This window comes from Sphingobacterium corticis, assembly GCF_042684745.1.
GTDB classification, from domain to species: Bacteria; Bacteroidota; Bacteroidia; order Sphingobacteriales; family Sphingobacteriaceae; genus Sphingobacterium; species Sphingobacterium corticis.
Window position 1 is genome coordinate 168,126 of the sequence record NZ_JBHUMA010000009.1, and the last position, 14,392, is coordinate 182,517.

14 protein-coding genes are annotated in these 14,392 nt (G+C 41.5%); 9 read left to right on the forward strand and 5 right to left on the reverse strand.

All coding sequences use genetic code 11. The features are described from left to right. Window positions 1–28 precede the first annotated feature (28 nt). Both ACFSQ3_RS15395 and ACFSQ3_RS15400 read left to right on the forward strand, forming a co-directional pair. The gene (locus tag ACFSQ3_RS15395) at window positions 29–430 is read left to right on the forward strand and encodes an acyl-CoA thioesterase (RefSeq protein ID WP_380870465.1); all 402 of its coding nucleotides are present in this window, start codon (window positions 29–31) and stop codon (window positions 428–430) included. A 102-nt stretch (window positions 431–532) separates the two neighbouring features. Beyond that, a complete protein-coding gene (locus tag ACFSQ3_RS15400; protein WP_380870466.1) occupies window positions 533–2,725 on the forward strand; it encodes a catalase in 2,193 nt (730 codons plus the stop codon). 94 nt (window positions 2,726–2,819) lie between these two features. On the opposite strand, the gene ACFSQ3_RS15405 is transcribed toward ACFSQ3_RS15400, so the two are convergent. Further along, window positions 2,820–3,428 carry an ankyrin repeat domain-containing protein gene (locus ACFSQ3_RS15405; protein ID WP_380870560.1) on the reverse strand — a complete coding sequence of 203 codons (609 nt, stop codon included), beginning with the start codon at window positions 3,426–3,428 and terminating at the stop codon, window positions 2,820–2,822. A gap of 44 nt (window positions 3,429–3,472) precedes the next feature. Between ACFSQ3_RS15405 and ACFSQ3_RS15410 the strand changes: the two genes are divergently transcribed. Further along, window positions 3,473–4,657, forward strand: coding sequence for an FAD-dependent monooxygenase (locus ACFSQ3_RS15410; RefSeq protein ID WP_380870467.1), 1,185 nt, complete (start codon window positions 3,473–3,475; stop codon window positions 4,655–4,657). Between the two features lie 166 nt (window positions 4,658–4,823). Here the strand turns inward: ACFSQ3_RS15410 and sucC are convergent, their stop codons facing one another. Then, window positions 4,824–6,017: an ADP-forming succinate--CoA ligase subunit beta gene (gene sucC / locus ACFSQ3_RS15415; RefSeq protein WP_380870468.1), complete on the reverse strand. Its 1,194-nt coding sequence runs from the start codon at window positions 6,015–6,017 to the stop codon at window positions 4,824–4,826. 89 nt (window positions 6,018–6,106) lie between these two features. Here sucC and ACFSQ3_RS15420 point away from each other — a divergent pair, with 89 nt between their 5' ends. From ACFSQ3_RS15420 to ACFSQ3_RS15445, 6 genes are read left to right on the forward strand one after another with little or no spacing between them, the layout of a single operon-like run. Next, a complete protein-coding gene (locus ACFSQ3_RS15420; protein ID WP_380870469.1) occupies window positions 6,107–6,763 on the forward strand; it encodes an ABC transporter ATP-binding protein in 657 nt (218 codons plus the stop codon). Window positions 6,764–6,771: 8 nt separating this feature from the next. Further along, complete coding sequence (locus ACFSQ3_RS15425; RefSeq protein WP_380870470.1) at window positions 6,772–7,230, forward strand: hypothetical protein; 459 nt, start codon at window positions 6,772–6,774, stop codon at window positions 7,228–7,230. Window positions 7,231–7,237: 7 nt separating this feature from the next. Then, the gene (locus tag ACFSQ3_RS15430; RefSeq protein WP_380870471.1) at window positions 7,238–7,783 is read left to right on the forward strand and encodes an HAD family hydrolase; all 546 of its coding nucleotides are present in this window, start codon (window positions 7,238–7,240) and stop codon (window positions 7,781–7,783) included. 42 nt (window positions 7,784–7,825) lie between these two features. Then, window positions 7,826–9,343 carry a S41 family peptidase gene (locus ACFSQ3_RS15435; RefSeq protein ID WP_380870472.1) on the forward strand — a complete coding sequence of 506 codons (1,518 nt, stop codon included), beginning with the start codon at window positions 7,826–7,828 and terminating at the stop codon, window positions 9,341–9,343. A 60-nt stretch (window positions 9,344–9,403) separates the two neighbouring features. Next, window positions 9,404–10,957: a S41 family peptidase gene (locus ACFSQ3_RS15440; protein WP_380870473.1), complete on the forward strand. Its 1,554-nt coding sequence runs from the start codon at window positions 9,404–9,406 to the stop codon at window positions 10,955–10,957. 17 nt (window positions 10,958–10,974) lie between these two features. After that, window positions 10,975–11,985: a LacI family DNA-binding transcriptional regulator gene (locus tag ACFSQ3_RS15445; protein WP_380870474.1), complete on the forward strand. Its 1,011-nt coding sequence runs from the start codon at window positions 10,975–10,977 to the stop codon at window positions 11,983–11,985. A gap of 12 nt (window positions 11,986–11,997) precedes the next feature. Here ACFSQ3_RS15445 and ACFSQ3_RS15450 read toward each other — a convergent pair whose 3' ends face one another. Genes ACFSQ3_RS15450 through ACFSQ3_RS15460 form a run of 3 tightly spaced genes read right to left on the reverse strand, consistent with a single transcriptional unit; the run spans window position 11,998 to window position 14,120 of the window. Continuing rightward, the gene (locus ACFSQ3_RS15450; RefSeq protein ID WP_380870475.1) at window positions 11,998–12,573 is read right to left on the reverse strand and encodes a non-canonical purine NTP diphosphatase; all 576 of its coding nucleotides are present in this window, start codon (window positions 12,571–12,573) and stop codon (window positions 11,998–12,000) included. Continuing rightward, on the reverse strand, window positions 12,566–13,132 hold the full coding sequence (locus ACFSQ3_RS15455; protein ID WP_380870476.1) for a hypothetical protein: 567 nt from the start codon (window positions 13,130–13,132) through the stop codon (window positions 12,566–12,568). The genes ACFSQ3_RS15450 and ACFSQ3_RS15455 overlap by 8 nt, the downstream gene beginning before the upstream one ends. A gap of 7 nt (window positions 13,133–13,139) precedes the next feature. Then, window positions 13,140–14,120: a deoxyhypusine synthase family protein gene (locus ACFSQ3_RS15460; protein WP_380870477.1), complete on the reverse strand. Its 981-nt coding sequence runs from the start codon at window positions 14,118–14,120 to the stop codon at window positions 13,140–13,142. Window positions 14,121–14,392 lie beyond the last annotated feature (272 nt).

The following is a 14,392-nucleotide window of genomic DNA, read 5'->3' on the forward strand; positions in this document are numbered from 1 at the left end:
AAACACATAAAAACTACCCTACTATCTAATGAATTTTTACACCCGCAAATGGATCAAGCCCGAAGATTTAAACCCAAACGGTACATTATTCGGAGGCACACTACTCCGATGGATCGATGAAGAAGCTGTAATCTACGCGATCGTGCAACTTGGTAACCCAAACATTGTTACGAAGTACATTTCGGAAATAAATTTTGTGAGCTCTGCACGCACCGGCGATATTATTGAAATGGGCATTGAAGCGATCGACTTTGGTCGCACCTCGTTGACTATGCGCTGCGAGGTACGTAACAAGATCACCCGTAAAACCATTCTATCGATCGATAAGCTAGTATTCGTTAACCTTAATGATGAAGGCACGCCGACTCCGCATGGAAAAACGGAAATCCATTACAATTACTTAGGAATAGAACCAGACAAACGAGATTAAATTATAAGTGGACATCTTCGCATATTTAACTCGACTTTTTGAAACAAAATAGGAAGCCTGTATGTAGTGTTATTTGAGAGATCAGATAATGATAACCATATCATGGCAAAAAAAGACAAAACAACTGCTAAGCGAGGTACAGAACCCGTAGTAGATAAACATGCTGTTGAAAATCCTTCTAACGAAAAAGTCGAGCAATTAGCTGCATTCGAAGTATCGGATAGCGGAAAGGAAATGACGACTAATCACGGGATAAAAATCAACGATGACCACAACTCCCTAAAAGCGGGTGACCGAGGCGCGACGCTTTTGGAAGATTTTATATTAAGAGAAAAGATCACACATTTCGATCATGAACGGATTCCGGAACGCGTCGTACATGCACGTGGTGCAGGTGCGCATGGTACGTTCAAATTATATAAATCTCTTTCGAAATATACACGAGCAGCATTTCTAAATAATACGGAAGAAGAGACGCCCGTTTTTGTTCGGTTTTCCACAGTTGCTGGATCAAGGGGTTCTACAGATTTAGCGCGCGATGTACGTGGATTTGCCGTCAAATTCTACACCAAGGAAGGCAATTTCGATTTGGTAGGGAACAACGTCCCTGTTTTTTTCATTCAGGACGCGATGAAATTCCCAGACCTTATCCATGCTGTGAAGCCAGAACCAGACAACGAAATTCCGCAAGCCCAATCCGCACACGATACATTTTGGGACTTCATTTCAACAGCCCCAGAGTCTGCGCACATGATCATGTGGGCAATGAGCGATCGCGCATTACCAAGAAGCTATAGCATGATGGAAGGATTCGGCGTGCACACATTTCGCCTAGTTAACAACGAGGGAAAATCACACTTTGTTAAATTCCATTGGAAACCTTTGCTAGGCGTGCATGCAGTTAGCTGGGACGAGGCACAAAAAATCTCTGGTAGAGACCCCGACTTCCATCGTAGGGATTTATGGGACAGTATAGAAAGTGGTGCCTATCCAGAATGGGAATTAGGTCTGCAGATTATTCCGGAAGAAGATGAGCATAAATTCGATTTCGACCTACTCGACCCTACAAAATTGGTTCCGGAAGAATTAGTTCCTGTAGAAATTGTAGGGAAACTCACATTGAATAGAAATCCGCAGAATTATTTTAGTGAAACGGAACAAGTTGCTTTCCACGTCGGACACATTGTTCCCGGCATTGATTTCACGAACGATCCGCTTATGCAAGGGCGTTTGTTCTCTTATACGGATACCCAGCTTATTCGCTTAGGCGGGCCAAATTTCCAAGAAATTCCAATTAACCGTCCCATTATCCCAGTTCACAACAACCAACGCGACGGCTTTATGCGACAGGCGATTAATGTAGGGAAAACGGCTTACAGCCCAAATCTTATCGCTGACAATGCACCAGCACAGGTGAAGGAAAGCGATGGCGGATTTACATCGTATAATGAACGTATCGACGCTAAAAAAGTACGAGGGCGCAGCGAAAGCTTCTTGGATCACTATAGCCAAGCTCAACTTTTTTATAATAGCCAATCGACGCCCGAGAAAAATCATATTGTGAACGCGCTCACTTTTGAATTGAGCAAAGTGAAGCAAATTGCGATACGAGAACGCATACTGATGTTATTAGGAAATATTAACGAAGACCTTCAAAGGCAAGTTGCCGACAACCTTGGATTGGAAATACCATCATCAAACACAGATCTGAATTTAGTAGTGCCTGCGGATGGAGATATCAAATTACATCAGTCGAAACAACCGACTTCATCGATCGAAAGATCCGAAGCGTTGAGCATGGAAAAAACAAAAAAAGAAAGTATAAAATCTCGACAGATCGCCGTCTTGCTCGCTGATGGCTTCATTGCAGAAAGTTTAACTTCCATTCAACAAAAAATCGAGCAGGAAAATGGGTTGATACAAATTATAGCACCAAGCTTGCGTGCTGTAAAATCAAACAACGGCAGTACTGTTCAACCTGATCAAGCCTTCCTAACAGCGGATGCGGTTCTATTTGATGCGGTTTGTGTGCTTGGCGGGGAGGATAGCTTCGCAACACTCGCATCTATACCAGATGCCGTCCAGTTTGTAAATGATACTTACAAACATTGCAAAGCTATTCTATTGGATAAAGACGGTAGCCAAAAATTCATCCAAACCACGCATTTGGATAGCAAGAATGATGATGCATTTTTTATATCTAAGATCGATAAGGAATCAATAAACAGATTCATAAAGGCGATTGCAGCGCATCGCGTTTGGCATTTGGAAGATAAAAGATTAGTGCCGGCATAAAATTGGCTTTCCGCCAGACAAAACGAAAAACGCCCTTAATGAATACGATAGATTCTTAAGGGCGTTTTTATGTCATAATAATATGAGTACGCTACTAATTGTGAGAAAGCAAGTTATAACCGTCCACGTTATTCTGATTTCTCGCATGATCAGCAGCCGAAAGTCCCCTAGAATCTAAAATGCCTGTATCGGCTCCCGCATCCAAGAGGACTTGCATAGCTTCATTTCTGCCAAACATACTGGCAAACATAAGTGCAGTACCACCATTGCCATGTTGTAAATTAACTGATGCACCACGATCAATCAATGCTTTTACGATGGCATCATGGCCTTTAAAACACGAACCCATTAAAGCGGTATTTCCGTTCGCATCAGCTTCATCAATTGCTGCGCCATGGTCGAGCAGCGCATGCACAGCATTTAACCTATTGTTATAACACGCTATAATTAGTGGTGTATATCCCTTATCATCTTTACAATTCACCGATACCCCCAACTTAATAAGTTCTGAAATTACGTCTACATTGTCTACACGCGCGGCATGAATCATCACCGCCTCATAATTTTGATTTTCCATTATATTATTCTCAAATTCAACGTTAAGTATTATTGACGGAAGAACTGCCTGTCGCCTTAAATAACGCTTTCCCCATAAAATAGTTTGATTAATGATACTTCCAAAACAAGCATCCAGCGAAACAATGTGTCCCTATCAATCGTATTTAGTTAGAATGACATCTGTATTGTATGAAAAAAGTACTTATATCCGGAGCAAGTATTGCTGGCCCCACCATTGCGTATTGGCTAAGCAAACTTAACTATAACGTTACCCTAGTAGAGCGAGAGGAATCCATTCGTCTAGGCGGACAAAATATAGACATCAAAGGTGCTGCGAAAGAAGTGGCCGAGAAAATGGGTATTTACGATCAGATTAAACAAGCAGGCACTGGGGAAGTCGGTACGCACTATGTGGATAAGGACGACAATATTACCGCAACCTTTGACATGGGCGAATTTGGCGGATTAACCAGCGAATTAGAAATCCTACGCGGCAATCTGGTGGAGATTCTCTTTCACTTAACCAAATCCAAAGTCCACTATCGATTTGCAGACCACATCACAAATGTAAAAAATCATGAAAAGGATGTGGAAGTGACCTTTCATAGCGGGAAAGTGGCACGATACGATTTGCTTATTATCGCGGAAGGACAGCGTTCGAAAACACGTGATCTTGTCTTTGCTAATCAAGTAGATACCAAGTACCTAGGCTTGTACACCGCATATGCCACTATTCCAAAGACGAGCAACGATACAAGTTGGGCGAAGTGGTACGTTTCTACCAAGTCGCGAAGCATCATCATGCGGCCGGATAATCAGGGCACGACTCGCGTAGCATTAAACTTTCTATCCGAAAGGGATCAATATCAAGACCTCAGTCATCAAGAGAAACAGCGATTAATTAAAGAGATATTTCAGGATGCAGGGTGGGAATCCAATCGGATTCTTGACGCTTTGGATAAGGTGGACAACATTTATTTGGATTCCGTCACGCAGATTAAGATGGATAGTTGGTCTGAAGGAAGAGTTGTGTTGCTAGGAGATGCAGGCTACTGCCCTACCACTCTTACGGGAAAAGGAACCGCACTAGCTATGATAGGAGCGTACATATTGGCGCATGAACTACATGCGGCGAAAGATCACCAGATCGCCTTTCAACAATATGAAAACAAGTTTCGTGGATACGTGGAATCTGTGCAAAATTTCCCCGAATCTTTCATCAAATTGGCTTATCCATCGAGCGCGTTTGGTGTGTTCATCTTCAACAAAATAGAAGGTATGATTGCCAGCAAAACGTTTCAAAGTTTTACTAAATTTTTCAATTCGGATAAATCTGATGAAGATGACTTCAAACTACCGGTATATCAAGATTGATTTTTTGCTCAGTTATTTTACAAATGATCTTTTGCATTTACCGGATCAGGTTAAATCAACTATCTAAAAAGATTGGTACTACAATTTGGCAAACCGTAGATGTTTAAAACAAAACGCCCTTTCGAAAACCGAAAGGGCGTTTTTGCTATGATAAAAAGACTTTAGATTAGCCTTTCAATACTTCAGTTACTAAATCAGCAGCTTCTTTCAAAGCAATTGCCGAGTACACTTTCAAGCCAGAACCGTCAATTAATTTTTTCGCTTCTTCTGCATTTGTACCTTGCAAACGAACGATAATTGGCACTGGAATATTACCAATTTCTTGGTAAGCATCGATAACACCTTGAGCTACACGATCACAACGAACGATACCACCGAAGATGTTAATCAAAATTGCTTTTACATTAGGATCTTGAAGAATGATGTTGAAACCAGCTTTCACTGTTTCTGCATTCGCAGTACCACCAACATCTAAGAAGTTTGCAGGCTCACCACCAGCCAACTTAATGATATCCATAGTTGCCATCGCCAAACCAGCACCGTTCACCATACATCCTACGTTACCATCTAATTTCACGTAGTTCAAGTTTGATTTACCAGCTTCAACTTCCGTAGGATCTTCTTCTGAAAGATCGCGAAGTGCCGCGTAATCAGCATGACGGTATAATGCGTTTTCGTCCAAGTTTACTTTAGCATCAACTGCCAAAATTTTATCGTCCGAAGTTTTCAATACAGGATTGATTTCGAACATAGAAGAATCTGTTGCATCGTATGCTTTGTACAAAGCAGCAACAAATTTCACCATTTCTTTCAACGCGTTGCCTGACAAACCTAAGTTGAAAGCAATTTTACGCGCTTGAAATCCTTGCAAACCAACTTTAGGGTCAACTTCTTCTTTGAAAATCAAATGAGGAGTAGCTTCAGCCACTTCTTCGATATCCATACCACCTTCTGTAGAATACATAATGATGTTACGACCAGAAGCGCGATCCAAAAGAACAGACATATAGAATTCTTTGGTTTCACTTTCTCCAGGATAGTAAACATCTTGTGCGACTAACACTTTGTTTACTTTTTTACCTTCTGGGCCTGTTTGCGGAGTAACCAACTGCATCCCGATGATATCCGTAGCGCGTTGCACTACTTCGTCATGGTTTTTAGCCAACTTCACACCACCGCCTTTTCCGCGGCCACCGGCATGAATTTGGGCTTTAACTACAACCCAGTCCGAATTATACTCTTCTTTCAATCGCTTTGCAGCATCTAAGGCTTGCTCAGGGGTTTCGGCCACAATACCTTCTTGTACGCGTACTCCGAAACTTTTAAGTATTTCTTTTCCTTGATATTCGTGAATATTCATCGATTCTATATTTGCAGTAAAAGTAGCTTTTTTATTTGTAAGGGGCAAGTTATTGTTATGTAAACGACGATAATCCGTAACTTCGCAATATGATACTACAAGCTAAAGATATTTTTAAAACTTACGGCGAATTACAAATCTTGAAAGGCGTAAGCTTGGAGATAAACAAAGGTGAGGTAGTATCCATTGTTGGAGCTTCCGGCGCAGGAAAAAGCACTTTATTGCATATTATTGGCACATTAGACCGTCCAGACAAAGGTTCGTTGTCGATCAACGGGCAGGTGCTAGATACACTCAGCGAAAAAAAACTAAGCGATTTCCGAAACCGAAATATTGGCTTTGTATTTCAATTTCATCATTTGCTCCCAGAATTTACAGCGCTGGAAAATGTAGCCATTCCAGGCTATATCGCCGGAAAAACACAAAAGGAAGTTGACCGACGCGCGATGGAGCTTTTAGAACGTCTTGGCGTGGCGGATCGTGCTACACACAAACCTACCGCGCTTTCCGGCGGTGAGCAACAACGAATTTCTGTTGCACGTGCCTTGATAAATAATCCGTCCATTATTTTGGCGGATGAGCCGTCAGGAAATTTAGATTCTGAAAATGCAGCTTCCTTACATCGCTTATTTTTCGATCTCCGCGACACAATGGAACAAACTTTCATCATCGTTACGCACAACGAAGAACTAGCAAATATCTCCGATCGAACGATCCACATGCGCGACGGATTGATCTACGAATAACACATTTCATGGCAAAATTATTATTGACTTACGGCACAAGGCCGATAACACAACGGATTGCTAATTTACTTACTGATAAACATGAGGTTGTTTTGGCTACGTACGAGGAAATACCTTCTGTTTTAGTAAAAAAGTTTAAATCTATTCCGAATGCAGCAAATCCCGTATTTGCGCATGAAATGCTAAAGCTTTGTTTGGATCAAGGAGTTGATTACCTGCTCCCTTTAGGTTTATCTGAAATAGAAACGCTAAAAGCTTCTACACTTCTTTTTGAGGAATACGGCATTCAAATATTAATCCCATCCTTGAAGGAGAACCAAGCTTTCACAAATCAGATTCCAAGCAATACACCCATTGATATTCTGAAGGATGGACAATCCCTGATCGGTCAGCAGGATAAAAATGAAACCGATAAAAACGGCATTTACGTCCTGACGGAATCGACTTGGATACCAGTTATTATCTAAAGACAATATGAAGATCATTCAACCGCAACCGGAAAAGTCCTTGTATTTATTTGAAGTGGATGATGTGCTTTATCCACATCGCGATTTCATCCTTCAAATCTACTACCTATTCGGGCAATTTGTGGAATTCACGGAATCTAGACCCATCGGATCGATGGTCACTGAGTTTATGAAATCGCGTTACGAAGCAAATCAAACCGACGATTTATTAGGGGCAACTAAAAAAGAATTCGAGCTTTCGCAAGATTACTCCGAAAACTTCGAACGCCTGCAAGCAAACGGCCATCTGCCGTTGAAACTTTTGCTTTTCGATGAAATCAAAGCAAGTTTTCAAGCGCTTACTGATGCTGGAAAGCAAATTGCCATCCTGACTGAAGGAAACCCGGTTTTGCAGCTCAATAAACTTAAACACATGGATTGGGAAGGTTGGGACAAGCAGTTAAAAATTTATTTTACCGATGAATTGGTTTTTAGAAAGTTAGCGCCTTTTTCCTATATTGCCGATGAGTTTGGTGTGGATGCTGATGCTATAGAATATATCCGAAAGCGTTGATCCTACCAACAAATCAACGCTTACATTTAAACGGATACTGTCATGAAAAGATTACTACACATAATCGTGGCATTAACAATGGTTGGATTGACTTTCCAATCTTGCAAAAAAGAAACACTCAATAACCAAAACGAGGAAGATTCGCCTGTACTAAGCGATGAACAGGAAAAATTATTGATGGATTCCACCTATCTGCTCACGTATCAATTTTCGCTTTGGAATAAACCCAATATGCCGGAACCGACAAAAGCCAGTGATTTACGTGCGTACACGAAAAACTTTAAAAGCGCAGAGGAAGTTTTGGCATCGCTTATGGCATTAACGCCAAAAATTGGCCCAAACACACAGCCGGTAGATCGATTTAGCTTTATTGACCGTACCAATCGTGTAGGCGAGCAAATCGGTCAGGGCATTCATCGAGACCTTGGATTAAGTTTACAAGCCTTAATTTTCAATGAAGCATCAAGAGAAGTCGGTGTCGTTATTCGCTTGACACAAAAGAACTCACCAGCAGCAAATAGTGGACTAAAGCGTGGTATGCGTGTGATTAGCGTAGATGGTGAGTTGCTAAAGCTTACGGTTTCTGCTGATAACAGAATTGAAGGCAATGTCGACGTTGCTAATAAATTGTACAGCGGGAATGTGTCGAAAGTAGGGGTTCGCGACCTAGCTACCGGCTCAGAGTCGGATATAACTATACAAGGAAACAGCACATATACCTTAAACCCAATTTTGGAAAACAAGGTCATCACGTTAGATGCAGGTAATAAAAAAGTGGGCTATTTAGCGTACACTTCTTTTGTGAGCGTAATCAGTAACCAACAACCCAACAGATTTCATCAAGATCTCACTGCGGCATTTAACACGTTTAGTGGGGCTGGTATCGATGAGCTCGTGGTAGACTTGCGTTACAATGGTGGCGGAGAAACTAACGCCGCCCAATTGCTTACGAATTTAATTATTCCTACAGGAAATAACGGAAAAATCATGTATTCCTACATGATGAACGAATTATTGACCAAAAGCGGTTTCACGGATGCAAATCGTAGTGATGCGCCATTTAAGCCGGTTTACGTCAACAAATCGAATAGCTTAAACTTGAAACGTGTTTATTTCCTAGTAACATCATCTTCCGCGTCTGCGAGCGAATTGGTTATCAACGCACTGAAACCTTATATGGACGTTCAAATAATCAGCATTGGTAATCGGGGAACTTATGGAAAACCGGTTGGCTCATTTGGTAGAGCTGTGATGAGTAATAGTGCACGCCTTTACATCACGTCCTTTAAAATGGCAAATGCAGCAGGAGAAGGCGATTATTTCAATGGCTTGATAGGTACAAAAAACAATTCGAGGGATACCTACACCGAAGCTTTGGGTAGCGAAAAGGAACAAATGTTAAGTGATGCACTTTATCATATTGCTAACGGCTCGTACCGCGCAACGACATCTTCTAATGCACAAGCTAAACTAAACAAAAGCACAAGTTCCTTAAATACACCTATCGCTGTGGATCTATTCGTTGATAAACAAGTCCAAGGTTTGTATAAATTAAATTAATAATTCCGCAAAGAATGGTAATCGAAAGTCATTTCATTTCTAATTATGCCGCTATATCTCATGTATAAGAAGAAAGTTAATATCTGCAGTTGTAAAGCATCATCCAACCTATTTTTACTTGTATTAACCATTATCGGATTGTTGTCTGCTTGCAAAAAAGAGATTGAACCTGTAGCACCAGAACCTCCAGTAGAAAGAAATGCGGATCAGAAACTGCTAGATGACATTTATAAATATTACAAAGAGCAATCTTACTGGACTGGAAATGTGCAAGCAGCAGATCCAATTAGCAGATTTACGGATCAACATTACCAATCCAGTGCGAGCTTGATTACAAATGCGAATACTATCTTATCCGCTTTAAAATCACAAACGCCCTTCCATGCTGCATATAATGGACCACTAGATCGTTTTTCATTCATTGCCGAATCATCCGGCAGTAGCACGGTGTCACGTGCCGATAAAGAAGATGGTTACGGAATTACTGAAGCAGTCGTCAGCATTGACAATTCGACAACTGGGTATATCTATATTGCATTCGTCGAAGGCGGATCGCCGGCAGCAAATGCGGGCTTAAGACGTGGCGATAGAATCGATGCCATTAATGGAAATCGAAATTTGACAATTCCGCTACCTAGTAGCGGTCCAATTTCAGATCAACCAGCAGCAAAGTTAGTTTCGGATGCCCTTGAAAGCAATTCTTTCACAATAGAAGTTAATCGTGAAGGAACTGTTATTGAGCGAAGTATGCAGTTTGCAAACTATGAAATTGATCCGTTGATTCTCGATACGGTGTACACCATTCAAGGACGACGCGTCGGATATTTTGCTTTATCTTCTTTCGAGCAATTAAGAGGAAATGGTGGTACATTAGGTAGCAGATTGGATGCAATGTTTGCCCGTTTCGCCCTCGCGCAGGTTCAAGATGTAATTGTTGACTTTCGATATAACGTTGGTGGTTATGTAAGCAGCGCCGAATATCTAGCTAACAAACTCATCAACGGTGATGGAAATGGTAAGCTGATGTATAAATCAGATACTAATCCAAATCTTCGTCAAGGAAGATATACCGGCGAATTTGATGATGTCTTTTATGAAAAAAATAGTGAAATCAATCCCGAAAAAATCTATTTTCTAATCGGTCGAAATACAGCTTCCGCAAGTGAATTAGTGATTAGCGCTTTGATGGCACATTATAATCCGAATGGGAATGCAGATGCAAATCGCCGTTTGCATATCATAGGAAATCCATCCGCAGTTAAAAATGGAACAAGTACACCAAGTACCTATGGCAAACCGATGGGATTCTTTCCGCAAGATATTGGTGGCAAGCTAGAACTTTGGGCAGCCTCATTTAAGATTGTCAACGCCCGTAACTACACCGACTATTGGGATGGCATTCCGGCAACCTTTACTACGCCGATCCAAGATAATGTATTATACAATTTCGGTGACACGCGCGAATCGATGATTGCGGCAGCGTTGCGGCTAAACAACACCCCAGCAAATGTGTCAACACAAGCACGTGCGGCAAGATCCTCCAACAACGAAAACATCCAAATTATAAAGGATTTGAACACCCGGCAACCGCGCGAGTTGATGAAGCGCAAATAAATGCATACATTTATCTTATGCCTAATAAAAAAAAGCCTGCTACCATAAAAGAAATCGCTCGGAAACTAAAAATATCGACTTCGACTGTATCCAGAGCACTTAATGATCATCCAAGTATTGGTTGGGCGACGACTACGCGCGTCAAAAAAATGGCAGAAGAACTGAATTACGAACCAAACCAAACCGCCATATTTTTTAAGCAGCGGAAAACCTTTACCATCGGTGTTATTTTACCCAAATTGGCAGAGCCCTTCTTCACGGAAGCGATCAGCTCCATCGAACAGTTTGCCAACGAACGTAATTATACCGTATTATTGGGACAGTCGTTGGACGACGAGCAGCGCGAACTAAACATTATTCAAACGTTCAAGAAACACCGTGTAGATGGACTCCTAATCTCCTTAGCGAAGAATACGGGGAGTTTCGAATTCGTCGATATACTGCGACAATCCAATATTCCGGTGGTATTTTTTGATCGCGTACCCGAGCGTACGGACACACATCGTGTTTACAGCGATTTGTCGACAGGAATGAACGAAGCGATCCAAGCATTTGTAAGCAGAGGACATAAAAACATCGCGTTGATCAATGGTCCGAATACCTTGATTGCTTCTAAACAACGTTTAAATAGTTTCGAACTGGCATTAAAAAAACAAGGTTTGACCTTCGATCCAAGTTATACCGTGCACACAGATTTAACTTTGGAAGGCAATGAACATGCAATGGAAACGTTGTGTAATTTACCCGATCGACCGTCGGCGATTGTTTCTTTTAATGATTTCGTTATGTTGGATGTGATTCGTTATGTGAAAACGAAAGGCATCGTGCTGAATCAAGATATGTTTTTCATCAGCTTCGCGAATTATCCGCTTTGGCAATATATGGACAATCCGCCGATGGGAAGCATTGAACAATATCCGGGTGAACAAGCATTGAAAGCCGCAGATATTCTCTTTCAGGTAATGGAAAGCAAAGACCCACTTCCCTATAATACCATCGTTTTGACTTCTAAATTGTCCCTGAAGTAAAACGCTTGTTCGTTATCGGCTTTTTAAGAATTCGACTAATTTCTTCACGGCCACCGCGCGGTGACTAATTTGGTTCTTTTGGTCGGCCGTCATTTCTGCAAATGTTTGTTCGTAGCCATCAGGGATAAAGATGGGATCATAACCAAATCCGGCTACGCCGCGCTCTTCCGTAATAATATTTCCTTCCACCGACCCTTCGAAAAAATGTTGCTCGTTATGGATTGCCAAGGAAATCACCGTACGAAACCGAGCTTTTCTGTCGGACGTTCCAGCCATTTTTTCTAAAACCAACGCGATATTGGCATCCATATTACGCGATCCGCTGTATCGTGCGGAATATACGCCAGGCTCACCATTCAACGCATCAATTTCTAAACCCGAATCATCAGCAAAACTATCCAATTGGTAATTGGAAACAATAAAATCGCTTTTCTGCTTCGCATTTTCTTCGAACGTGACGCCCGTTTCGGGAATATCATCCGTGCAACCAATGTCCGCTAAAGACAACAAAGTAAGTTGCCCATCTAGCATGGCACTCACTTCTTCCAACTTATGCGCATTATTCGTTGCAAATACCAGTTTACTCATTGGTCATAAATTTTTTGAATTCCAGCCAAAACGCTTTCTTCTTTTCCAAATCCACAAACATCTCCTCAAAACTGTAGGTATTGAAAACCGTTGCAACCTTGCCCTTCATGTAGGAATTATGAGCAATATGCGGAAGCACTAACGAAGCAGGTTCTACGCCTAACAACGTGATGCGTGTCGGCTTGAAGAATTGCATAATGCGCTTAAAATCGTTTGGATTATGGCTATTCGCCAAATTGACTACCGCCACATCGGCTGTCGTCAACTGAATAGCCGAGAGCGATTTTTCAAAAGCATCCTCCGCGCCCGGCGAAAAATAATCGAAATCAGGATAGCGAAGAATAAATAGAATCCCCTTTTCGGGCGATCCTTGATAAATAAACTCCTCCGGAGCCTGTGCACTTGGCACCTGTTCCGAAGGAGCTTTTAAAGAATTGGTAGTCGCCTGCTCAAATCCAGAAGAAGTCACCGAATCTTCCACAGCAAAATCGATGGAAAATAACGTTTCGTTCATCAGCGCTTGGAGCGCAATCGGATTATCGGTAAGCAGATTCGACATATTTGATTTACTGACCTAGTATCCAAGCGAAGATCAATGGAGCAACAATCGTCGCATCCGACTCGACGATAAATTTCGGTGTATTAATATCCAGTTTTCCCCAAGTGATTTTCTCATTCGGAACAGCGCCTGAATACGATCCGTATGAAGTTGTTGAATCAGAAATTTGGCAGAAATACGACCAAAAAGGCACATCATGCCATTCCAAATCCTGATACATCATCGGAACCACACAGATTGGAAAATCTCCAGCAATACCACCACCGATTTGGAAAAATCCTACGCCTTTACCACCGGAATTTTCGCGGTACCATTCTGTTAAGAACACCATATATTCAATACCGGATTTTACGGTCGAAGCTTGCAATTCGCCTTTAATCACGTAAGAAGCGAAGATATTACCTGTAGTAGAATCTTCCCATCCCGGAACAACGATTGGAATATTTTTTTCAGCTGCCGCCAAGATCCAAGAGTTCTTCGGATCAATCTCATAGTATTGCTCCAACTCACCAGATTTCACAACTTGATAAAGGAATTCATGTGGAAAATAGCGCTCACCGTTCGCTTCCGCCTTTTTCCAAGCTGCCTCCAAATGCGATTGCAAACGACGGAAAGCTTCTTCCTCCGGAATACAAGTATCCGTAACACGGTTGTAATGGTTTTCTAACAAATCCCACTCATCCTGCGGAGTTAAATCGCGGTAATTAGGTACGCGTTTGTAGTGCGAGTGCGCTACCAGATTCATTACATCCTCTTCCAAATTGGCTCCGGTACATGAAATAATCGCTACTTTATCTTGGCGAATCATCTCTGCCAACGAAATACCCAATTCAGCGGTACTCATCGCACCAGCCAAGGAAACCAACATCTTCCCACCTTCGTCCAAATGGGTTTCGTAACCCTTCGCAGCATCTACCAACGCCGCCGCGTTAAAGTGAAGGTAGTTCTTCTCAATAAATTGAGAAATAGGACCTCTGTTTTTTGTCATGATCTGTTATAAAATTTAGATGTCAAATCTTTTAAAACAAAGGTAGCCTTTTTTAGGTAAACACTAAACGAAGGGATAAATTCTATAGCGAAGACGGAATGACTTTGCGTTTATAAGTTGCATTTAGGATGATGTTTACACGAAATCACCGTCTACAATCCAGATTTCCATTTTATCAAAAATATGGCTATATAATATAAATTAAGTGAATCGAAGCCTGCTTATTTAGATTTGTTTCAATATATAGCTATCAAAAATGTAAATTAATTAAT

Coding starts and splice junctions, on each gene's coding strand:
- ACFSQ3_RS15395 (WP_380870465.1), top strand. CDS start 29: ATGAATTTTTACACCCGCAAATGGATCAAGCCCGAAGATTTAAACCCA.
- ACFSQ3_RS15400 (WP_380870466.1), top strand. CDS start 533: ATGGCAAAAAAAGACAAAACAACTGCTAAGCGAGGTACAGAACCCGTA.
- ACFSQ3_RS15410 (WP_380870467.1), top strand. CDS start 3,473: ATGAAAAAAGTACTTATATCCGGAGCAAGTATTGCTGGCCCCACCATT.
- sucC (WP_380870468.1), bottom strand. CDS start 6,017: ATGAATATTCACGAATATCAAGGAAAAGAAATACTTAAAAGTTTCGGA.
- ACFSQ3_RS15420 (WP_380870469.1), top strand. CDS start 6,107: ATGATACTACAAGCTAAAGATATTTTTAAAACTTACGGCGAATTACAA.
- ACFSQ3_RS15425 (WP_380870470.1), top strand. CDS start 6,772: ATGGCAAAATTATTATTGACTTACGGCACAAGGCCGATAACACAACGG.
- ACFSQ3_RS15430 (WP_380870471.1), top strand. CDS start 7,238: ATGAAGATCATTCAACCGCAACCGGAAAAGTCCTTGTATTTATTTGAA.
- ACFSQ3_RS15435 (WP_380870472.1), top strand. CDS start 7,826: ATGAAAAGATTACTACACATAATCGTGGCATTAACAATGGTTGGATTG.
- ACFSQ3_RS15440 (WP_380870473.1), top strand. CDS start 9,404: ATGTATAAGAAGAAAGTTAATATCTGCAGTTGTAAAGCATCATCCAAC.
- ACFSQ3_RS15445 (WP_380870474.1), top strand. CDS start 10,975: ATGCCTAATAAAAAAAAGCCTGCTACCATAAAAGAAATCGCTCGGAAA.
- ACFSQ3_RS15450 (WP_380870475.1), bottom strand. CDS start 12,573: ATGAGTAAACTGGTATTTGCAACGAATAATGCGCATAAGTTGGAAGAA.
- ACFSQ3_RS15455 (WP_380870476.1), bottom strand. CDS start 13,132: ATGTCGAATCTGCTTACCGATAATCCGATTGCGCTCCAAGCGCTGATG.
- ACFSQ3_RS15460 (WP_380870477.1), bottom strand. CDS start 14,120: ATGACAAAAAACAGAGGTCCTATTTCTCAATTTATTGAGAAGAACTAC.